Raw genomic sequence first — 21,234 nt, 5'->3', positions numbered from 1 at the left:
GTTGTGGGCAAACAGAATGGTCGCGCCCGGTATGGCCGCGCCTGCCCCGACGTCGTCCGGCTGGAAATGCCCGCATCCGCGAGCCGCTTCCGGAGACGGCCACAGAGCCGTCGGTGTCGGTGCGCAGTACGGTCGCCCCCATCGCCCGCAGCCGCGCGAGCGTACCCGCTGCGGGATGCCCGTAGCGGTTGGCCGCGCCGACCGGGACGATCGCGATACGGGGCCGGACGCGCGCCTGGAGGCCGGGGTCCTGATGCGCCGAGCCGTGGTGGGCGACCTTGAGCACATCGACCGGCCCCAGCTCCGGATGCGTCCTCAGCAGGGCTTGCTGGGCGGGCGGTTCGAGGTCGCCGAGCAGAAGCAGGGTCAGGCCGGAAGCATGGACCAGCAGGGCGACGCTCGCATCGTTGGGCCCGTCCGGCGGCGGGCCGGCGGACGGCGGCCAGAGCACCTCCCACTCCAGCGGTCCGGCCCGGCGCCGCTCCCCCGACGGCGCCGGCACGACGGGCACACCTGCGGAAGCGGCGGTCCGGCGCACCGACTCGGCCTGCCCGGGCGGCTCCTCCAAGGTGGTGGTCTGAATCACACCCACTGCCCGGCCGCGCAGCACCCCCGACAGGCCGCCCACATGGTCGGCGTGAAAGTGCGTCAGCAGGAGCAGCGGCACCCGGCGCACCCCCAAGGCGCGCAAGCAGTCGTCCACCGGCCCTGGATCGGGACCCGTGTCGACCACCACGGCCGTGCCCGGGCCGACGGCCAGCACCGCGGCGTCGCCCTGGCCCACGGCGCACTGGACGTAACTCCAGTCGGGCGGCGGCCAGCCGGTGAGGGTCCGCGTCAGCTGCGGCGGCCGCAACACCGCGAGGAGCAGCAGAACGGCCACCACCGCACAGGCCCACCGATGCCTGCCGAGCCGCGACCCGAGGCCTACGACGGCCAGCGTGGCGGCGGCCAGCAGCAGGCCGCCGGTGAGTCCGCCCGGCCACGGCAGCTCCGCACCCGGCAGCCGCGCCCCGGCCCGGGCCACCGCGGCGATCCAGCCGGCCGGTACCCCCGCGCACCACGCGAGCAGCTCCGCGGCGGGCATCCACAACGGGGCGGCCGCCAGCGCCGCGAAGCCCAGCACCGTCGCCGGGCCCGCCGCGAGCTCGGCCAGCAGGTTGCACGGCACCGCCACCAGGCTCACCCGGGCCGAGAGCACGGCGACCACCGGCGCACACACCGCCTGGGCGGCCGCCGCGGCCCCCAGCGCCTCGGCGAGCCGGGGCCGGATCCCGCGCCGCCGCAGGGCCTCGCTCCACCGCGGGCCGAGGGTCAGCAGGGCCCCGGTGGCCAGCACGGAGAGCAGGAAGCCGTAACTGCGGGCCAGCCAGGGGTCGTACAGCACCAGCAGCAGGACGGCGGCGGCCAGGGCGGGGATCAGGGATCTACGCCGCCCGGTGGCGATGGCCAGCAGGGTGATCGCCCCGCAGGCAGCGGCCCGCAGCACGCTCGGATCGGGCCGGCACACCACCACGAACGCCAGCGTCAGGGCCGCCCCGCACAGCGCGGTCGCCCGCAGCGAGAGCCCGAGACGGGGTGCCAGCCCGCGCCGCTCCGCGTGCTGTGCGGCGGCGGGGGGCCCGATGAGCAGGAACAGCACCACGGTGAGGTTGGATCCGGACACCGCCAGCAGATGCAGCAGATCGGTGGCCCGGAAGGCCTCGTGCAGGTCGGGCGGGACCCTGGAGGTGTCTCCGACCACCAGCCCCGGCAGCAGCGCCCTGGCGTCCCGCGGCAGCCCCTCAGTGGCCTGCCGCAGCCCGGCCCGCAGGCTCCCCGCGATGCGCTGCGCGATGTCCGGGCCGCCCGTCACCCCGGGCGGGGTGTCGCCCGCCGGGCGGAGCAGTGCGACGGCCTGCTCCCCGTCCCGGGCCGGGGCCAGCCGGGCGACCACCGCCACCCGGGTCGAGGGTTGCAGCCGGGCCCAGTCCGGGTGCCCGGCCAGCACCCGCACCGGGGTGGCGACCCGTGTCCGCACCCCGTCGGGCCCGGTCACCCGGTCCACCACCGCGTCCAGCACCACCACGGGAGGCCCGCTCCCGCCGCGGACGGTTCGAGGATCGGAGCCGACGGTGAGCTCCGCGAACACCCGGGCGTGCTCCCGGGCCAGCCCCACGACCGGCCCGGCCCGCGCCTCCGCCCGCTGGAGCCCCGCCACCCCGGCCCCGGCGGCAGCGCACAGCAGGGCTGCGGCAGCGGCCGTGCCGGCCTTCCACAACGGCCCCGGACGACGGCAGCCTGCCAGCATGAGCAGCCCCGCGCAGGCCACCCCCAGCCCCACCCCGGCGGCAGTCCAGCCACCCGGTGCGTCAAGCGCCAGGGCGGCCGCCACCCACGCGGCCAGGGCCGGCGCCACAAGCCGCAGATCCACCGGGCCCGGACCCTCGGGGCGGCTCACGGCCGTACCAAGGTGCGCAAATCGGCGAACCGCCGCTCACCGATGCCGTTGACCTGGCGGAGGTCCTCCACGGAACGGAAGCCCCCGCGCGCCGTGCGGAAGTCCACGATGTGCTGCGCCAGCACCGGCCCCACTCCGGGCAGACCGTCCAGCTGCTCCACGGTGGCGCTGCCCAGGCTCAGCGGGCCCCGACTCGGCCCGGCCCCGCCCGGGAGAACCGGCGCCGGAGCGCCCACCAGCACCTGCTCCCCGTCCATCAGGACCCGGGCCCGGTTCAGCCCGGTGGTGTCCGCACCCGGGCGCACTCCCCCGGCAGCGGCCAGCGCGTCCTCGACCCGCGAACCGGCGGGCAGCCGCCGGATGCCGGGATCCCGGACCTTGCCGCTGACGTCGACCACGATGCGGGCGCTTCCGGCGGCGGGTGGCCCGGCAGGCGCTCCGGGCGAGGGCGGGGGCAAGGGGGCCGACGCGGTCGCAATGGCGGATACAGGTGCCGGCGCGACCACCGCCGGGGCGGTCACCGGCTGCGGCCGGCCCGACCAGTACTGCTGCGCGGCGAAACCGACGGCGGCGAGCAGCACCACCCCCACTGCGGCCACCGTGCGCGGCTCCACCCCGCACCGGGCCTGCAGCCACACCGGCAGCCGCTCCCGTACGGCCAGACTCCGGGATGCCGTCCCGCCCAACGCGGCCTCCTCCCCCGGCGGGCTCCCGGCAGGGGAATCGTCCGGCGGCACAGGCGGCGGCGCGGGCCAGGCCTCGCTCGTCACCCCCGCATCCGGCGGCAGCGATGGCGGCGCCGCAGGCCGGGCCTCGCTGATCACCCCCGTATCCGGTGACGGCGACGGCGACGGCGCCTCCGGCGGGCTGCTGCCCCCGAGCAGGGCTTCGGCCCGGCGGCGGACCGCGACGGGATCGGGGTGGGTACCCCGGTGCCCCCGGCGGTGCCGGAAACGGCCGTCGGAGAGGCGGGAACGGCCGGGGCCGCTGGTGGCGCCGGACGGGTGCGAAGTACGCGTTCGAGTCGTCATGCCACGACGGTAGGGGCGGACCCCGACCACCGTGCGGAGGCATCAATTCCGGTGCAAAACAGCCGCGTTGTGGATATCCCCGCCACCCGTTCCGGTGATCAGCGGGGAGAGATCACCGCTGCCAGCAGTCCCGGCCCGGTGTGCGCGCCGATCACCGCTCCGACCTCGCTGACGTGCAGTTCGATCAGGCCCGGGATGCGCTCCCGGAGCCGCTGCGCCAGCTTCTCCGCCCGTTCCGGGGCCGCCAGGTGGTGCACGGCCACGTCGACACTGGCGGAGCCTGCCCGCTCGACGGCCAGCTCCTCCAGCCGGGCGATCGCCTTGGAGGCCGTACGCACCTTCTCCAGCATCTCGATCCGGCCGCCGTCCAGTGTCAGCAGCGGCTTTACGGCGAGGGCAGACCCGAGGAGTGCCTGCGCGGCGCCGATCCGCCCGCCGCGGCGGAGGTAGTCCAGGGTGTCGACGTAGAAGTACGCCGACATGTCCGCCGCGCGCTTCTCGGCGGCGGCCACGGCCTCGTCGACGGAGCCGCCTGCCTCGGCCGCCTCGGCGGCGGCCAGGGCGCAGAAGCCGAGGGCCATGGCGACCATGCCGGTGTCCACGACGCGGACGGGGACGGGGGCGGTCTTGGCCGCGACCACGGCGGCGTCGTAGGTTCCGGAGAACTCGGCGGACAGGTGAAGGCTGACGATGCCGGTCGCACCGGCGTCCGCGGCCGCCTGGTAGGCCCGGACGAACTCCTCCGGGCTGGGACGGGACGTGGTGACCGGCCGACGCTTCTGCAGGGCCAGCGCGAGGCTGCGGGCCGAGATCTCGGTGCCCTCTTCGAGTGCCTCGTCTCCGAGTACCACGGTCAGGGGGACGGAGGTGATCCCGTGCCGTGCCATCGCCGGTTGGGGCAGGTAGGCCGTGGAATCGGTGACGATCGCGACATGGCGGGACATGAGCCGGAGGTTACCGCCAGAGGGGGTGGTCCGGCAGCTTGGGGCCCTCGTCGGGCCGACTCGTCGGGTAGCGGGGGAACACCCCGGGCCGGCGAGGACACGAGGCTTGGTCGGGCTCAGCGCCCCGCGGCGGACCGTACCCGACTCACGTCGTCGTTTCCGGTCGGGTCGACTTCTGCCACGGGTACCGGGGTGCCGCGGCGGCCGGGTTCAGCGCCGGGGGCGCCTGTCCCCAGTCGGCCGGGGCCGAGGGAGGTGCTGCTGCGGGAGGCGCCTGGGCCGGCGGCGGCTGACTGGCGTCCCACGCCGCGGCGGCAGCGGTCAGGTCGTCCACCGACTCCCGCGACCAGTCCCGCAGCGCCCCGGACTCGACCTCGATCTGTGCCGACAGCGCCGACAGGTCGTCCTCCGCGAAACGGCGGGCGCGGTCGCGGGCGGCCCATCGCAGGGAGTCCGCCGACTCGGTGATCTTGGCGGTCCGTTCCCGCAGGTCAGGCAGACGGTCGGCTATCCGCTTGCGATCCGGCTCCTGCTCCAGCCGCTTCAGCTCGTCGTCCAGCTCGCGCCCGTGCGCGCTCAGCCGCTCGAACAGCCCGATCGACTCCTTCAGCGAGGGGTCCGCCTGCACCCCCTGGTACAGCGCCTGCTGCGTGGCCCGCATCGACCCCCGCAGGTCCAGCCGCAGCTGCGCCAGCGCCGCCGTGACCCCGACCTGGCCGAAGCTCTTCGCCTTCAAGGTGGTGTCCTCCACGGCCCGGCGGGCCTGCGTGACGGTCCGGTCCACGCCGCGCTTCGCCGCGCCGACCACCTTCACCGTGGCCCACACCCCCAGCCCCAAGAGGGCGATCAGCACCAACAGGGCAAAGACAAGAACCACCGCGCCCGCCTCCATGAGGCTCCCTTCCCCTGCTTTTTCCGTCCCCTCCACCGTAAACGCCACGGGCAGGTCAGGGGTTCCAATCGAACCCCCAACCTGCCCGTACGGGAATACCCCTAGCCGTCAGACAGCCGTCAGACAGCCGTCAGACGACGATGTTCACCAGCTTCGGCGCGCGCACGATCACCTTGCGGATCTCCGCGCCGCCCAGCGCCGCCACGACCGCCTCGTCGGCCAGCGCCAGCTGCTCCAGGTCACCCTCGGAGATCGCCGGCGGGACCTCCAGCCGGGCCTTGACCTTGCCCTTGATCTGAACGACACACGTCACGCTCTCGTCCACGACGAACGCCGGGTCCGCGACCGGGAAGTCCTGGTGGACGACCGAGTCGGTGTGGCCCAGGCGGTGCCACAGCTCCTCCGCGATGTGCGGGGCCAGCGGCGCGACCAGCAGCACCAGCCGCTCGGCCACCGAGCGCTCCAGCGGGCGGCCCGCCTTCGTCAGCGCGTTGTTCAGCTCGGTGATCTTCGCGATGGCGGTGTTGAAGCGCAGCCCCGCCAGGTCCGCGCCGGCCCCGTCGATCGCCTTGTGCAGCGCGCGCAGGGTGTCCTCGCCGGGCTCGGCGTCGACGACCGTCACCGCGCCCGACTCCTCGTCCACGATGTTGCGCCACAGACGCTGCAGCAGCCGGTACTGGCCGACGACGGCGCGGGTGTCCCACGGACGCGAGACGTCCAGCGGACCCATCGCCATCTCGTACAGGCGCAGGGTGTCCGCGCCGTACTCCTCGCAGATCTCGTCCGGCGTGACGGCGTTCTTCAGGGACTTGCCCATCTTGCCGTGCTCACGCTTGACGGGCTCGCCCTGGTAGAAGTAGCCGCCGTCGCGCTCCTCGACCTCGGCCGCCGGGACGTACACACCGCGCGAGTCGGTGTACGCATACGCCTGGATCATGCCCTGGTTGAACAGCTTGTGGAACGGCTCGGCCGACGAGACGTGACCCAGGTCGAACAGCACCTTCGACCAGAAGCGCGCGTACAGCAGGTGCAGCACCGCGTGCTCGGCGCCGCCCACGTACAGGTCGACACCGCCGTGCGGCGCGCCCTCGCGCGGGCCCATCCAGTACTGCTCGATCTCCGGGTCCACCAGGGCCGACGCGTTGTTCGGGTCCAGGTAGCGCAGCTCGTACCAGCAGGAGCCGGCCCAGTTCGGCATGGTGTTGGTCTCGCGGCGGTAGCGCTTGACGCCCTCGCCACGGCCCAGGTCCAGCTCCACGTTGACCCAGTCCCCCTTGCGGGACAGCGGGGTCTCGGGCTGCGACAGCGCGTCGTCCGGCTCGAAGGTGCGCGGCGAGTAGTCCTCGACCTCGGGCAGCTCCAGCGGCAGCATCGACTCGGGCAGCGAGTGCGCGACGCCGTCCTCGTCGTAGACGATCGGGAAGGGCTCGCCCCAGTAGCGCTGACGGCTGAACAGCCAGTCGCGCAGGCGGAAGTTGACCGTCCCCTCGCCGATGCCCTGCTCGGCCAGCCACGAGGTGATCGCGGCCTTCGCCTCGACGACGCCCAGGCCGTCCAGCGAGATGCCCTCGCCCGTCGAGTTCACGATGGTGCCGTCGTACGAGGAGAACGCGTCGTCCCACTCGGCCGGGTCGGCGTCGCGGTCGTCCGAGGGTTCCACGACACAGCGCATCGGCAGCTCGAAGGCCTGCGCGAACGCGAAGTCACGGGTGTCGTGCGCCGGGACGGCCATGATCGCGCCGGTGCCGTAGCCCATCAGCACGTAGTCCGCGATGAAGACCGGGACCTGGTCACCGCTGACCGGGTTGGTCGCGTACGCGCCGGTGAAGACGCCGGTCTTGTCCTTGGCCTCGGCCTGGCGCTCGACGTCCGACTTCGAGGCGGCCTGCTTGCGGTACTCGTTGACGGCTTCACCCGGGGTGGCGGCGCCACCGGTCCACACCTGGCGCGTGCCGCTCGGCCACTCGGCCGGGACGATCTTCTCGACCAGCTCGTGCTCCGGCGCCAGCACCATGTACGTGGCGCCGAACAGCGTGTCGGGGCGCGTGGTGAACACCGTGATGGCGTCGTCGCCGACCGCGAAGTCGACGCGCGCGCCCTCGCTGCGCCCGATCCAGTTGCGCTGCTGCAGCTTGATGGCGTCGGGCCAGTCCAGCCCGTCCAGGTCGTCCAGCAGGCGGTCGGCGTAGGCCGTGATCCGCATGTTCCACTGGCTCAGCTTGGCCTTGAACACCGGGAAGTTGCCGCGCTCGGACCGGCCGTCCGCGGTGACCTCCTCGTTGGCCAGTACGGTGCCCAGCCCCGGGCACCAGTTCACCGGCGCGTCCGAGGCGTACGCCAGCCGGTGCTCGTTCAGTACGTCGGCCCGCTCGCCCGCGGTCAGCTCGGCCCAGGCACGCCCGTCCGCGACGCCACCGGGAACCTCACGGGAGCCGTCCTCGAAGGCGGCGACCAGCTCGGCGATCGGCCGGGCCTTCTTCGCGTCCGCGTCGTACCAGGAGTTGTAGATCTGCAGGAAGATCCACTGGGTCCACTTGTAGTAGTCCGGGTCGATCGTCGCGAACGACCGGCGCTTGTCGTGGCCCAGGCCCAGCCGGCGCAGCTGGACCTTCATGTTCTCGATGTTCGCCTCGGTCGACACGCGCGGGTGTGTACCGGTCTGCACGGCGTACTGCTCGGCCGGCAGGCCGAAGGCGTCGAAGCCCAGGGTGTGCAGGACGTTGTGGCCGGTCATCCGCTGGTGGCGGGCGAAGACATCGGTGGCGATGTACCCGAGCGGGTGGCCGACGTGCAGCCCCGCGCCGGACGGGTACGGGAACATGTCCATGATGAACTTCTTGGGCCGCGCGACGACCGCCGCGTCCCCGGCCAGGTCACCGGTCGGGTTCGGGGCCTCGTACGTGCCCTCCGCGTCCCATACGTCCTGCCAGCGTGCCTCGATGTCGGCGGCCATGGCAGCCGTGTAGCGGTGCGCCTCGGCCGCCTCGGGGGCCGGGGTGTTCGTCTCGCTCATGATTTCTGAAGCTCCATCGATCGTCTTCGCCGTCTCTGCCTGCCCAAACGAAAAAACCCCTCGCACAGGAGGGGACGCCGCGCCGATGCCGACCGTCTCGAAGGTCGGCTCTGATCAGCGCGGCTCGGTAAGCAGAAGGCGTACGGCACGCATGGCGTCAGGGTACCGCAGCGGCCCCTACAGCCGCTCGGCCGTTCCACGCAACGAGAAGCACCCACGAGCCCGAGCGCCACACACGAGCACGAGCGGCACACACGGGGCACGAAGCGGCACTCTCGAGCGCGAAGCGGCACAACGAGAAGCGGGCCACCCGATCCGGGTGGCCCGCTTCTCTTCACTGTGGAGCTAAGGAGAATTGAACTCCTGACCTCCTGCATGCCATGCAGGCGCTCTACCAACTGAGCTATAGCCCCTTGTCTTGCCTGCCGCCTGGTTTCCTTGCCGGTTCCCCTTGGCGACGTCCCAAACATTACACGGTCATGGCCCTTGTCCAAAAATCGGTTTCCACCGACCAAGGACCATGCCCGCTTCGTCCTGTTGCGCCCCGTAGGTCACGCTCTCGCGAACGTCAGGTCACGCTCTCGCGAACTGGTAGAACCGCTTGAGCGTGCAGTGCTCGTCGAGCAGGCGGCCGTAGATCGGCTCCCCCTCCAGCTCGCGGTAGGTCTCGATCGGGTCGCCTTTTATGATCAGCGCCCGCGCGCATTCCTCGCACCAGTACTGGTAGTCGGGGTTGACCGGGTCCATGTCCCGCACGATCGGCGTGCCGTTGTTGCACCAGTCGCACCGCCGCCGGTGTGCACCCATCCGTCAGCGACTCCCTCCCGCGTCGGGCCGTCGTGTCCCCCTCCGGCCGTCCGATTCTGCCATGCCGGTACGGGCCGGGTCAGCAAGCACAAAGGGAACAAACACAAGGATCCCGCCCCCTATTGGGGACGGGATCCTGATTGTGGAGCTAAGGAGAATTGAACTCCTGACCTCCTGCATGCCATGCAGGCGCTCTACCAACTGAGCTATAGCCCCGCTCTCCGCGACGCTCCCCCCGTTTCCGGCGTTCTGCGCTGCGAACAAGAAGAACTCTAGCCTGTGACCAGCCGGAAAGTGAAATCCGGGTGGGAGCCGCACTGAGGCGGGCTCAGTCGTCGTCGCCGAGCACCGGCTCCGGCAGCGTGCCGGCGTTGTGCTCCATCAGACGCCAGCCGCGCGCGCCCTCGCCGAGGACGGACCAGCAGCAGTTGGACAGCCCGCCGAGGCCCTCCCAGTAGTACGACTCCAGGCCCAGCAGGCGGCCGATGGTCGTACGGATGGTCCCGCCGTGGCTGACCACCACGAGCGTGCCACCCTCCGGCAGCCGGCCGGCGTGCATCAGCACCACCGGAGCGGCCCGGTCGGCGACCTCGGTCTCCAGCTCGCCGCCGCCGCGGCGCACGGGCTCGCCGCGCTTCCACGCCGCGTACTGCTCGCCGTACTTCTCGAGGATCTCGTCGTGCGTCAGGCCCTGCCACTCACCCGCGTACGTCTCGCGCAGCGACTCGTCGTGCTCCACGGGCAGGCCCGTGATGGCGGCGAGCTCGGCGGCCGTGGCGGAGGCCCGCTGGAGATCGGAGGCCACGATGGCGTCCGGCTTCAGCGAGGCGAGCAGCCGAGCGGCGCGGCGCGCCTGCGCCACACCCGTCTCGGTCAGCGCGATGTCCGTGGAGCCCTGGAAGCGGCGCTCCAGGTTCCAGGAGGTCTGGCCGTGCCGCCAGAGGACGATCTTCCTGCCGTTCTTGCCGGACGCGCGGGTCGCGCCGGACGCACGGGACGCGCCGGTGCTGCTGTTGGTCGCGCTCAGAACAGATCACCGTCCAGTTCGTCGTCCCCCGCCGCCTCACGCAGCTTGGCGTGCTCCTCCGCCTTGCCCTTGGTGAGCTTGGCGTCCTCGGGGAGCTCGATCTCGGGGCAGTCCTTCCACAGGCGCTCCAGCGCGTAGAAGACCCGCTCCTCGCTGTGCTGGACGTGCACAACGATGTCGATGTAGTCGAGCAGGATCCAGCGGGCGTCGCGGTCGCCCTCGCGGCGCACCGGCTTGGCGCCGAGCTCCTTGAGCAGGCGCTCCTCGATCTCGTCCACGATCGACTTGACCTGGCGGTCGTTGGGGGCCGAGGCGAGCAGGAAGGCGTCGGTGATCGACAGCACGTCGCTGACGTCGTAGGCGATGATGTCGTGCGCGAGCCGGTCGGCCGCGGCCTGGGCGGCGGCGGTGATGAGCTCGATGGAGCGGTCCGTGGCGGTCACTGGCCATGCTTTCGGGTTGGCGGGCAGATCCTTACAAGGGTCTCATGTACCGCCGACACCGCCCGCGCGGAACGTTCCGCGCGGGCGGAGGCACTGCTGAAGGCCGTGTCAGGACGGTTTGTAGTCCTTGCCCAGGGTCACCACGACGTCCGCGTTGACGGCGTTCTCGGCCTTCTTCACGACCGTCTCGGCCAGCCCCAGCGTCTTGGCGACCTCGATGGCCTTGTCCCGCTGGACGTCGTCCTGGTACGTGATCTGCGAGGCGGCCTGGGTCTTGTCGGCCTTGCCGCCGTCCACGAAGGTGTAGCCGCCGTTCAGCAGCGCCGCCTTCGCCGCGACCTGCGTCTTCGCGTCGCCGGTGGCGTCCTTGAGACCGACCCTGGGCGCGCCCGTGGCCTGCGCCGCGGTGAAGGAGCCGCCGAGGATCTCCTTGACGACCTTCTTGTTCGCGTCGTCGGTGAGGCCGCCGTCCGCCTTCACCGCGAGCAGCTCGGTGCGGTACGCGCCCACCTTGGCGTGCTCGCCGATCTTGGACAGCAGGGCGCCGAGGGTCTGGGCGTTCAGCGCGGGGTCCAGGATCTGGCCCATGCTCTCGATCGTCACCGCCGCGGACTTCGGATCGGCGGGGATCTTGCGCAGTACGGCGTACAGCACCTTGCCCATCCGCTCCAGCTGCTTGGCCTCCGGCTCGCCCTGGGCGCGGTGGGTGGCGTACGCGACGGCCATGGCCCCGCTCAGGCTCTGCTTCTGGCCCTGGGCCACGGCCGGGGTCCTGGCCTGCTCGTCGGCCGGGACCGCGGTGTCGGTGTCCACCTCGATGCCGCCGACGAGCTCGACCAGGCGCTCCAGGAAGGGGGTGTCCAGGCGCCAGGTGCCGCCGATGCTGGTGCCGAGCACCGTGTCGAGGGACTCCCGGGTGCCTAGGCCGCCCTCCTCGACCGCCTTGCCGAGGGCGAGGCCGGAGCCGTCCTGCTGGGGGACGGCGAGGGTGTTGGGCAGCAGCACGGTGGCGCCCTGCTGGGTGGTGACGTTGTCGACGAGCAGCGCCGTGGAGGTGCCGCCCTTCTTGGTGTTGTGCAGGTGGACGACGATCATGTCGCGCTTCTGCGGGCCGTCCGCGGCGGCGGCGCCGCCCTTCTTCTGCGCGGGGCCCGCGAGGAAAGGCAGCTTGTCGGCGTACCAGAGGTATCCGGCGCCTCCGACGACGAACAGGGCGAGTACGACGATCAGCGCGACCACCCGGTTGCGGCCGCGGCGGCGGGCCTCCTCGCGGCGTTCGGTGCGGCTCTCGGTGAACGCGAGCCAGTCGATGACGTCTTCGGAGTCCTCGTCGGGCTGATCGATGAAGGCGAACTGCTCGGTGCGGTAGTCGCCGCCGCCGGCCGCCGGTTCGGGCCGGCGCGGCTCGGGGACCCGCGCGGCCGGCCGCCGGGACTCCGGTTCCGGTTCCGCCGCCGGGGCTGGGGCCTGGGCTCGGGCCTGGGCAGCCGGGGCCTCCGGGGCGGGCTGCTGAGGGATCCACTGCTGGTTCTGCCGCGTGTCGTACCCGTAGCCGGGGCCCTGGGCGTACTGCTGCTGCCCATACGCCTGGGCGGGGGGCTGCGGCGCGTAGTACTGCTGCTGCGGCGGCTGCTGTGGCTGCGGCTGCTGTGGCTGCTGGTCGTACCCCTGGTAGTCGTAGCCGTACTGCTGCTCGTACTGGGGGGCAGGCGCGGGGGCAGGCCGGGCGGGCACCTGGCCGTACACCGGCCGCCCGTACACGTCGTAGCCGATGAGCTGCTGCTCCTGTGCGGCGTACGGGTCGTACGGCTCCTGTCGGTCGTTCACCGCGGGGCCCCTCTCTCCGGAAGCTCAGGCTCCCCGGTACAGCTCACGCTTGTCGATGTAGCGCACCACACCGTCCGGTACCAGGTACCAGACAGGCTCTCCCGTGGCCACCCGAGCGCGGCAGTCCGTGGACGAGATCGCCAGCGCGGGCACCTCGACGAGGGAGACGCCGCCCTTGGGCAGTCCGTCGTCGGTGAGCACATGGCCCGGCCGGGTGACTCCGATGAAGTGGGCGAGCGAGAAGAGCTCGTCGGCGTTGCGCCAGGTCAGGATCTGCGCGAGGGCGTCGGCACCCGTGATGAAGAACAGGTCGGAGTCGGGGTTGAGTGTGCTCAGATCCCGCAGGGTGTCGATCGTGTACGTCGGCCCGCCGCGGTCGATGTCGATGCGGCTCACCGAGAACTGGGGGTTCGAGGCCGTCGCGATGACCGTCATGAGGTAGCGGTCCTCGGCGGGTGACACGGCGCGCTGCGACTTCTGCCACGGCTCGCCGGTCGGTACGAACACCACCTCGTCGAGGTGGAAAAGGGCGGCCACCTCACTGGCGGCCACCAGGTGTCCGTGGTGGATCGGGTCGAATGTCCCGCCCATCACGCCGAGCCGGCGCTTGACCGGGCCGGTAGGCACTTCCTGCTCTCCCATGAGCGCAGAGCCTACTGGCCCGGCGGAGCGGTCCGGACCCGCATTCGAGCACGTGCGCGAGAGCGGCTCAGCGGTCGCGGTTCAGGCGCGTGGTCACCCACAGCAGCAGGAGCAGGACGAAGAACGCGCCGCCGCCGGTCAGGTACGGGCTGAGGCTGTCATGGTTGCCGCCGTGCTGCTCGGCCCCCTCCGAGGCGAGGACGACCAGATTGTGGGCGGTGGAGGAGAGGCTCATCAGGCAGGTACCTATCGAGTCGGGGAGCGAGCGGAGACTTCGCTCACATCGTATGCGGGGGCCTGGGGCACGCTCACGCCGACTCAGGCGTTGGAGAGGATAGACGCAAGAGCAAGGCAGGCCGATCAAGGGGGAGGGCGCAATGACGGGCACGGGATTCGAGAAGGCACCGGCGCGGGACCGCAGGAGGTTCCCCGGTATTTCCTCGCGGGCGTACGAGCACCCGGCGGACCGCTCGGCGCTGGTGGCGCTGCGGAAGCTGAGCGGTTTCGACACGGCGTTCAAGGCCCTGAGCGGCCTGCTCCCGGAGCGCAGCCTGCGGCTGCTGTTCCTGTCGGACTCGGTGCGGGTGGGCGAGACCCAGTTCCCGCACCTGTACGCGATGCTCCGCGACGCCTGTTACATCCTGGACCTGGAGAAGGTCCCGCAGATGTACGTGCAGCAGGACCCGAAGCCGAACGCCATGTGCATCGGGCTGGACGAGCCGATCATCGTGGTGACGACGGGGCTGGTCGAGCTGCTCGACGAGGAGGAGATGCGGGCGGTCGTGGGCCACGAGGTGGGCCACGCGCTGTCCGGGCACTCCGTGTACCGCACGGTGCTGCTGTTCCTGACGAATCTGGCGCTGAAGGTGGCGTGGATCCCGCTGGGCAATGTGGCGATCATGGCGATCGTGACCGCGCTGCGGGAGTGGTTCCGTAAGTCGGAGCTGTCGGCGGACCGGGCCGGACTGCTGGTGGGGCAGGATGTGAACGCCTCGATGCGCGGGCTGATGAAGATCGCGGGCGGCAACCACCTGCACGAGATGAATGTGGACGCCTTCCTCGCCCAGGCCGATGAGTACGAGTCGAGCGGCGACCTGCGCGACTCCGTGCTGAAGATCCTCAACGTGCTGCCTCGTACGCACCCCTTCACCACGGTCCGGGCGGCCGAGCTGAGGAAGTGGTCGCAGAACCGGGACTACCAGCGGATCATGGACGGCCACTACCCGCGCCGGGACGAGGACAAGGACACCTCGGTGAGCGACTCCTTCCGGGAGTCCGCCTCGCACTACGCCGACACGGTGCGCACCAGCAAGGACCCGCTGATGAAGCTGGTGGGCGACATCGCGGGCGGCGCGGGCGACCTGGGCGGCAGGCTCCGCGAGAAGTTCACGGGAGCGGCCACCACCGGAGCCGCGGGCAGCGGGGGCGGCGGCGGCACCGGCGGCGGCTCGGGTACCGAGGGCAAGGGCGGGGCTACGGAGCAGGGCTGACGGAGTTCACCGGGGGCTGCGGCGTCGCCAGTACGCCGCACAGTCCGGCCGTGCGCCTCGGGTGGCCGCTGGCGTACGGGTCGCTCGCGGCCGGGCCCACGGTGGTGGGGCCGGCCCCGGCCGGCAGCGGGCGGAAGCCTTCGGCGGGCTCGACGGAGCAGTCCAGCGGCCCGGCCATCACATAGGCCGAGGCCAGCTCCGCCCGGCGGGCCGTGAGGTCGTCCCGGTCGAAGCGCAGCCGCAGCTCGCGGCGGACGGTGAACAGCGAGGCCCCGTCGGCGGCGGCCGGGGACCCGGTGGCGGGGCGTACCGCGTAGACGAAGGTGTGGTCGGTGGTCACTTGCAGCACGTCCGGGGCCACCTCCTCGTAGGCGAGGGTGCCGCTGACCCGGACCCGCGAGTCGGCGACGACGGTGGTCGCCGGGTCGAAGCGGACCAGCCAGCCGGTGGCCGCGTGGCGGCCGTCACCGGAGGGCGAGGTCATGCTGCTGTCGAACTGGGCCAGCTGGTCGGGGTCGAGCAGCACCCGCACGGGCCGGGAGGCGGCGCCGGCCAGGACGTCCGGGTCGAGCGAGGACTGCACCAGGTAGTCCTTGGCGATGGACAGTGCGGTCAGGACCTGGCTGTCGGTGTAGTGGTGGGTGCGGCGCACGGCGGGCAGGATGATCCCGGCCGCCCCGATGCGGTACTCGGCGGCGGGGCTCTGCGCGTACAGGTCGGCGGGCCGCCCGCCGGGCACGGTGCCGGCCGGCGCGAGCGGGACGACCGTGCTGCTGAGCGGCTCGGCGTGGCCGACGGGCGGGGGCACGTAGGGGTTGCGCAGCCCCATGTAGACGGCGGCGGCGAAGGCCGTGGCGATGAGCAGCACGAGCAGCATGCCCTGCCGGGCGCCCCGGCCGGGGGAGCCTGCGCGGGTCCCCGCGGAGCCGGACCAGATGGAGCGGCTGCGCACGGCCCGGGCGTGCTCGCCCATGCGTTCCTGCGCGGAGTACTCCTGGAGCCGGGCAGCCCGGACGAAGTCCTCGTCGAACACCACCGACCGGTACTCGTCCGACCGGAACTCGTCGTCGCCCCCGCCGATGCCCTCGGGGGTGCCGTTGGGTGGATCTCCTGGCACGGCCATTGCTTCTCCCCGCTGTCCCCGCTTCAGAGAAGCCCCCAGCTCCGACGTATGCGAGTGGGGTCGTACCTTCAGGGTTGGCGGCCGACGGGGTAGGTAAACGCTCCGGCGCCGGTGACTTCCCTGAGCGGGGTGCTGGCGGGCGCCGGAGCGGGGTCCGCCGCCCCCGAGGCACTGCGGTAGACGGCGCTGAAGGCGAGCGCGACCATGCCGAGGCCCATCACGAAGGCGAGTACCCAGGCGACGGGGCGCAGCCAGGGCGAGCGGCCGCGGTAGGGGCGCAGGCTGCCGCCGTAGGCCCCGTACGGGCCGTCCGGGTAGTCGTGGGCGCGGTCGCGTTCCCAGCCGTGGTCGTCGAGGCCGTACGCGTACCCGTAGGTGTCGTAGTCGTCGTCGCCCGGCCAGGCACCCGCGACGGCGCGGGCGGCCTCGGCCTCCGCGCGCGCCCGGTCGGCGGCCCGCTGGCGTTCCGCCGCGCTCGGTTCATGGATCTCGGCGTTCCGGACGAAGTCCTCGTCGAATACCACGGAGGCGAAGTCATTTTCCGCGCCTCCGCGGTCGTCGTCGGGCTCCCCGTCGTCCGGGAACGGCTTGCCCCCCACGTCGTCCGGCACAGCACCAGGGTAGACCTGGGGGGCTGCTTTGGGCAGCCGATGGCCGAAATCCGGCCACACGGTGTTCAGTCAGTGGCTACCGGATGTGACCGTCGCCGGTGACGATGTACTTGGTGGAGGTGAGCTCCGGAAGGCCCATGGGGCCGCGGGCGTGCAGCTTCTGGGTGGAGATCCCGATCTCGGCACCGAAGCCGAACTGGCCACCGTCCGTGAACCGGGTGGACGCATTCACGGCAACCGTGGTCGAGTCGACCAGCTGGGTGAAGCGGCGGGCGGCGGCCTGCGAGGTGGTGACGATCGCCTCGGTGTGGCCGGAGGTCCAGCGGCGGATGTGGGCGACGGCTTCGTCGAGCGAGTCGACGACGGCTGCGGCGATGTCGTAGGAGAGGTATTCGGCGGCCCAGTCCTCGTCGGTGGCGCGGAGGGCGGCCACCTTGGAGTTCTCGGCCGCGGCGAGGACGCGGTCGTCGCCGTGGACGGTGACGCCGGCGTCGGCGAGCGCGTCGAGGGCGAGCGGCAGGAAGGTGTCGGCGATGTCGCGGTGGACCAGGAGGGTCTCGGCGGAGTTGCAGACGGAGGGCCGCTGGGCCTTGGAGTTGATGAGGATGTCCACGGCCATGTGGAGGTCGGCCTGCGCGTCGACGTAGACGTGGCAGTTGCCGGTACCGGTCTCGATGACCGGGACGGTGGATTCCTCGACCACGGTCTTGATGAGGGAGGCGCCGCCGCGGGGGATGAGTACGTCGACCAGGCCGCGGGCGCGCATCAGTTCGCGGACGGAGTCGCGGGACTCGCCGGGGACGAGCTGGATCGCGTCGGCGGGGATGCCGGCGGACTCGACGGCGTCGCGGAGGATGGCGACGAGGGCGGTGTTGGAGGCGTAGGCGGAGGAGCTGCCGCGCAGGAGGACGGCGTTGCCGGACTTGAGGCAGAGCGCGGCGGCGTCGACGGTGACGTTGGGGCGGGCCTCGTAGATGATGCCGACGACGCCGAGCGGGACGCGGATCTGGCGGAGGTCGATGCCGTTGGGGAGGGTGGAGCCGCGGACGACTTCGCCGACGGGGTCGGGGAGGGCGGCGACGTCGCGGACGTCCGAGGCGATGGCTTTCACCCGCTCGGGGGTGAGGGTGAGGCGGTCGATGACGGTCTCACTGGTGCCGGCCGCGGCTGCCTTGGCGGTGTCGATGGCGTTGGCCTCGATGATCTCGGCCGTACGGGCCTCCAGCGCGTCCGCGATGGCCAGGAGGGCGGTGTCCTTGGCGGACCGCGGGAGCGGGGCGATGGCCGCCGCGGCGGTGCGGGCGGCTTGCGCGGTGGCGGTGACGGGGGAGGTGCCGGTGGTGCCGGTGGCGTCGAGCGAGGTCATGCGGCCAGGGTAGTCCCCGGCCCGTCCCCGGCCGATGGGGTTTCACCCCGCGAGACGTTTGCGCTTGACGGCGGACTCCGTCCGGCGGGGGCTGGTCGGCGGGGCCGCCATCGCCATCGCCGTCTGGGGGGCGGTGCCGGCGGGCCGGGTGCGGCTGGTTCGACCCTGCGGGGCTTGTCCCCTACCCGCCCTTCCACCGTTCCCCGGGCGCTGCCCGGACCCGCGCCTCAAACGCCGGCGAGGCTGGGTGGTCCCGGCGAGGCTAAGCGGTGCTGGTGGGGATGGGTGGTCCCGGCGGGGATGGGTGGTCCCGGTGGGGATGGGTGGTGCCGGCGGGGATGGGATGTGGAAGGGCTTAGTTCGGTCAGTACGGGTGGACGCCGACCGGGTGGGCCGGGGGTGGGCCGTAGCCCTCTGCGACTCGTTGGTGGTACGTGGCGCGGTCGATGACCTCCAGGCCGACGATCTCCCACGGCGGGAGCTGCGCCGAAGAGCGGTGTTCGCCCCACAGCCGCAGGGCGACGGCCGCCGCGTCATGGAGGTCGCGGGCCTCCTCCCAGTACCGGATCTCCGCGTGGTCGTCGGCGTACCGGCTCGTCAGCAGGAAGGGGTGGTCGTAGGCCAGCTGCTCCAGCCCGCGCCGCACCTCGGACAGTGGCGCCGGCTTGCCGGAGACGCTCAGGGTGATGTGCCAGAGGCGGGAGGCGCCGTGCTCTTCGCCGCTTCCGCCGCCGTCACCGTCCCCGGTACCGACGCTGGTCAGCGCTCGTCTCACCAGCCGCCTCCTGTCTGCGCTACGCGTGTCCGCCCCTCACAGTTGACCAGTCCCCGGGCCACCGCGCGGCGGTTTTACCGAACCTCAGCCCTGCAGCAGGACCAGATCGTCGCGGTGGACGACCTCCCGCTCGTACGCGGGTCCGAGTTCCCGGGCGAGCTCGCGGGTGGAGCGGCCCAGGAGCTGCGGGAGCTCCTTCGCGTCGAAGCTGACCAGGCCCCTGGCCACGGCGCGGCCGTCGGTGGAGCGCAGTTCCACCGGGTCCCCGGCGACGAAGTCACCCTCGACCGCCGCGATACCGGCGGCCAGCAGCGAGCTGCCGCGCTCGGTCACCGCGCGCACCGCGCCGTCGTCCAGTACGAGGTGCCCCTGCGGGGTGGACGCGTGCTGGAGCCACAGCAGCCGGTCCGCGGAGCGGCGTCCCGTGGCGTGGAAGTGGGTGCCGGTCCGGCGCCCGGCCAGGGCGTCGGCCGCCTGGCTCGCCGAGGTCAGGACCACCGGGATGCCCGCCGCCGCCGCGATCCGCGCCGCCTCGACCTTGGTGACCATGCCGCCGGTGCCCACGCCCGCCTTGCCGGCGCTGCCGATCGAGACGTGCGCGATGTCCTCGGGGCCGCGCACCTCGTCGATGCGGGTGGTGCCGGGGAGGGAGGGGTCGCCGTCGTAGAGGCCGTCCACATCGGACAGCAGGACGAGGAGGTCGGCGCGGACCAGGTGCGCGACCAGGGCGGCGAGCCGGTCGTTGTCGCCGAAGCGGATCTCGTCGGTGGCGACGGTGTCGTTCTCGTTGACGACCGGCAGGGCGCCCATGGCGAGCAGCTGGTCCAGGGTCCGGTACGCGTTGCGGTAGTGCGCGCGCCGGCTGGTGTCGTCGGTGGTCAGCAGCACCTGGCCGACGCGGACTCCGTAGCGGGCGAAGGAGGCGGTGTACCGGGCGACGAGCAGGCCCTGCCCGACGCTGGCAGCGGCCTGCTGCCTGGCCAGGTCCTTGGGGCGGCGGCGCAGGCCGAGCGGGGAGAGCCCGGCGGCGATGGCGCCGCTGGAGACCAGGACGATCTCCTTCTCACCGCCGCTGCGGGCCTTGGCCAGTACGTCGACCAGCGCGTCCACCCGGTCGGCGTCGAGCCCGCCCGCCGCGGTGGTCAAGGAGGAGGAGCCGACCTTGACCACGATCCTGCGGGCGTCCACGACACCTTGCCTAGCCGCTGACACTTCTGTCCCCTTGCCCCTTGCCGGAAAGCCTGCCCGCTCAATCTAAGGGGTGGCCCGGAAGGTCCGCCCTCCGGTTTCAGACCGTGGACGAGCTGGGCCTGCGCTCCGGTTCGCCGCCCCCGTCCTCGGCCCCGCCTGCGGCCCCACCCCCGGCCCCGGCGCGGCCGCCGGGGACGAGGATCTTGCGGGACAGCAGGAAGGTGAACGGGATGGCCACGACGGCCGCTACCAGCGGCGCGATCCGGGTGTCCGTCCCGGCCCACGTCACCAGGGCGTAGAGACCGACCGACTGGATCACGTAGTTCGTGATGTTCGTCAGCGGGAAGAGCAGGAACTTCTTCCACGTCGGACGCGTGCGGTAGGTGAAGTAGGTGTTCATGAAGAACGAGCCGACCATCGACAGCACGAAAGCGAGGGTGTACGCGGCGAAGTACGGCATCCACGGGTGCAGGAGCAGGTAGATGCCGAAGAAGGTGCCGGTGTTGACCCCGCCCACGAGGGCGAACCGGACGATCTGGCGGAGCTGCTCGTGCCCGCCCTTCCTGTTCTTCGTCATCGGCGGCTGTGCTCCGCGATCACCGCGTCGGTCTCGCCGGGCAGCGGCGCCGCCCCGTGCGCCTCCTTGACCAGGAAGTGCGGGCGGCGCTTCGTCTCGTAGTAGATGCGTCCGATGTACTCGCCGATCAGACCCAGCATGATCATCTGGACGCCGCCGATGCCCGTGATGATCGCGACGAGGGTGACGTAACCCGGCGAGTCGACGCCGTTGGTCATCGCCATGACGGTGATCCACAGGGCGTACAGGCCGGTCAGGGCGACCAGCGACACGCCGAACCAGATGCCGATGCGCAGCGGCCGGTTGTTGAAGGAGATCAGGCCGTCCATGCCGTAGTTCAGCAGGGAGCCGAACTTCCACTTCGTCTCGCCCGCCTCGCGCTGGGCGTTGCGGTAGTCGAAGTGGACGGTGTCGAAGCCGATCCAGGAGAAGAGCCCCTTGGAGAAGCGGTTGTACTCGGGCAGCGACAGCAGCGCGTCCACGGCCGGACGGGACAGCAGGCGGAAGTCGCCGACACCGTCGGCGAGTTCCACGTCGACCCAGCGGTTGATGCCCCGGTAGTAGAGGCGGCTGAGGGCGGTGCGGAGCTTCTTGTCGCCGTCGCGGGTGCGGCGGGCGATGATCTGGTCGTGGCCCTGCTGGTAGTAGTCGAGCATGGTCGCGATGAGCTCCGGCGGGTGCTGGAGGTCCGCGTCCATGATCACGACCGCGTCGCCGGTGGCTTCGCGCAAGCCGGCGAGCATGCCGGCCTCCTTGCCGAAGTTCCGGCTGAAGGACACGTACCGGGTCTGCTCCCCGTACACCGCGGCGATCTTGCGGAGCTTTCCGAGGGTGCCGTCGCGGCTTCCGTCGTCGACGTAGCAGACCTCGTACTCGACAGGGAGGGCGTCCAGAACCTTGCGGATCTCGACGTCGAAGCTATCGATGACGGCTTCTTCGTTGTAGCAAGGGACGACTACAGACAGCTTCGTCATGAACACATCCTGCTGGGTCCGATCGGGTGATTGTCGGCGACCAGACGTGTCACTCACCTCT

General features: G+C 71.9%; 18 protein-coding genes, 2 tRNA genes and 1 pseudogene. 1 reads left to right on the top strand and 20 read right to left on the bottom strand.

Going from position 1 to position 21,234, the window contains the following annotated elements:
- Window positions 1-67: 67 nt before the first annotated feature.
- The 13 genes and pseudogenes from J7I97_RS01840 to J7I97_RS01780 all read right to left on the bottom strand — a co-directional run.
- Window positions 68-2,290, bottom strand: a pseudogene (locus J7I97_RS01840) (ComEC/Rec2 family competence protein); the annotation flags it as partial.
- A gap of 146 nt (window positions 2,291-2,436) precedes the next feature.
- Window positions 2,437-3,471: a ComEA family DNA-binding protein gene (locus J7I97_RS01835; protein ID WP_214930541.1), complete on the bottom strand. Its 1,035-nt coding sequence runs from the start codon at window positions 3,469-3,471 to the stop codon at window positions 2,437-2,439.
- A 98-nt stretch (window positions 3,472-3,569) separates the two neighbouring features.
- Window positions 3,570-4,415: a DegV family protein gene (locus J7I97_RS01830; RefSeq protein WP_214930540.1), complete on the bottom strand. Its 846-nt coding sequence runs from the start codon at window positions 4,413-4,415 to the stop codon at window positions 3,570-3,572.
- Window positions 4,416-4,560: 145 nt separating this feature from the next.
- Window positions 4,561-5,307, bottom strand: a complete 747-nt coding sequence (locus tag J7I97_RS01825) for a hypothetical protein (RefSeq protein ID WP_214930539.1) — start codon at window positions 5,305-5,307, stop codon at window positions 4,561-4,563.
- A 130-nt stretch (window positions 5,308-5,437) separates the two neighbouring features.
- Window positions 5,438-8,320 (bottom strand): leucine--tRNA ligase, encoded by a 2,883-nt coding sequence (gene leuS, locus J7I97_RS01820; RefSeq protein ID WP_214930538.1) that lies wholly within the window; start codon window positions 8,318-8,320, stop codon window positions 5,438-5,440.
- A 340-nt stretch (window positions 8,321-8,660) separates the two neighbouring features.
- Window positions 8,661-8,733: transfer RNA gene (locus J7I97_RS01815), tRNA-Ala, on the bottom strand.
- A 160-nt stretch (window positions 8,734-8,893) separates the two neighbouring features.
- The gene (locus tag J7I97_RS01810; RefSeq protein ID WP_008738908.1) at window positions 8,894-9,127 is read right to left on the bottom strand and encodes a hypothetical protein; all 234 of its coding nucleotides are present in this window, start codon (window positions 9,125-9,127) and stop codon (window positions 8,894-8,896) included.
- Between the two features lie 143 nt (window positions 9,128-9,270).
- Window positions 9,271-9,343 (bottom strand) — tRNA-Ala (locus J7I97_RS01805).
- Between the two features lie 112 nt (window positions 9,344-9,455).
- Entirely contained in the window at window positions 9,456-10,076 is a 621-nt protein-coding gene (locus tag J7I97_RS01800; protein ID WP_214930609.1) for a histidine phosphatase family protein, read from the bottom strand.
- 74 nt (window positions 10,077-10,150) lie between these two features.
- On the bottom strand, window positions 10,151-10,597 hold the full coding sequence (gene rsfS, locus J7I97_RS01795) for a ribosome silencing factor (RefSeq protein WP_030297201.1): 447 nt from the start codon (window positions 10,595-10,597) through the stop codon (window positions 10,151-10,153).
- 108 nt (window positions 10,598-10,705) lie between these two features.
- Window positions 10,706-12,424 (bottom strand): LCP family protein, encoded by a 1,719-nt coding sequence (locus J7I97_RS01790; RefSeq protein ID WP_214930537.1) that lies wholly within the window; start codon window positions 12,422-12,424, stop codon window positions 10,706-10,708.
- Window positions 12,425-12,448: 24 nt separating this feature from the next.
- A complete protein-coding gene (nadD, locus tag J7I97_RS01785; protein WP_214930536.1) occupies window positions 12,449-13,066 on the bottom strand; it encodes a nicotinate-nucleotide adenylyltransferase in 618 nt (205 codons plus the stop codon).
- A 67-nt stretch (window positions 13,067-13,133) separates the two neighbouring features.
- Entirely contained in the window at window positions 13,134-13,301 is a 168-nt protein-coding gene (locus J7I97_RS01780; protein WP_214930535.1) for a hypothetical protein, read from the bottom strand.
- A gap of 142 nt (window positions 13,302-13,443) precedes the next feature.
- On the opposite strand from J7I97_RS01780, the gene J7I97_RS01775 reads away from it, so the two are divergent.
- Window positions 13,444-14,556, top strand: coding sequence for a M48 family metallopeptidase (locus tag J7I97_RS01775; RefSeq protein ID WP_214930534.1), 1,113 nt, complete (start codon window positions 13,444-13,446; stop codon window positions 14,554-14,556).
- Here J7I97_RS01775 and J7I97_RS01770 read toward each other — a convergent pair.
- From J7I97_RS01770 to J7I97_RS01740, 7 genes are all read right to left on the bottom strand, one after another.
- Window positions 14,540-15,679: a hypothetical protein gene (locus J7I97_RS01770; protein ID WP_214930533.1), complete on the bottom strand. Its 1,140-nt coding sequence runs from the start codon at window positions 15,677-15,679 to the stop codon at window positions 14,540-14,542. The genes J7I97_RS01775 and J7I97_RS01770 overlap by 17 nt on opposite strands.
- A gap of 68 nt (window positions 15,680-15,747) precedes the next feature.
- Entirely contained in the window at window positions 15,748-16,290 is a 543-nt protein-coding gene (locus tag J7I97_RS01765) for a hypothetical protein (protein ID WP_214930532.1), read from the bottom strand.
- A 76-nt stretch (window positions 16,291-16,366) separates the two neighbouring features.
- Window positions 16,367-17,656 (bottom strand): glutamate-5-semialdehyde dehydrogenase, encoded by a 1,290-nt coding sequence (locus J7I97_RS01760; RefSeq protein WP_214930531.1) that lies wholly within the window; start codon window positions 17,654-17,656, stop codon window positions 16,367-16,369.
- A gap of 364 nt (window positions 17,657-18,020) precedes the next feature.
- Window positions 18,021-18,434, bottom strand: coding sequence for a hypothetical protein (locus J7I97_RS01755; protein WP_214930608.1), 414 nt, complete (start codon window positions 18,432-18,434; stop codon window positions 18,021-18,023).
- Between the two features lie 81 nt (window positions 18,435-18,515).
- On the bottom strand, window positions 18,516-19,643 hold the full coding sequence (gene proB, locus J7I97_RS01750; RefSeq protein ID WP_214930530.1) for a glutamate 5-kinase: 1,128 nt from the start codon (window positions 19,641-19,643) through the stop codon (window positions 18,516-18,518).
- A gap of 76 nt (window positions 19,644-19,719) precedes the next feature.
- Window positions 19,720-20,199, bottom strand: a complete 480-nt coding sequence (locus tag J7I97_RS01745) for a GtrA family protein (RefSeq protein ID WP_251058388.1) — start codon at window positions 20,197-20,199, stop codon at window positions 19,720-19,722.
- Window positions 20,196-21,173: a glycosyltransferase family 2 protein gene (locus J7I97_RS01740; RefSeq protein WP_214930529.1), complete on the bottom strand. Its 978-nt coding sequence runs from the start codon at window positions 21,171-21,173 to the stop codon at window positions 20,196-20,198. The genes J7I97_RS01745 and J7I97_RS01740 overlap by 4 nt, the downstream gene beginning before the upstream one ends.
- Between the last annotated feature and the right edge of the window lie 61 nt (window positions 21,174-21,234).

It is taken from the genome of Streptomyces sp. ISL-87 (assembly GCF_018614095.1).
Lineage (GTDB): Bacteria > Actinomycetota > Actinomycetes > Streptomycetales > Streptomycetaceae > Streptomyces.
The sequence above is the reverse complement of the archived record's forward strand: the minus strand, read 5'-3'. Positions and strand labels throughout refer to the sequence as shown.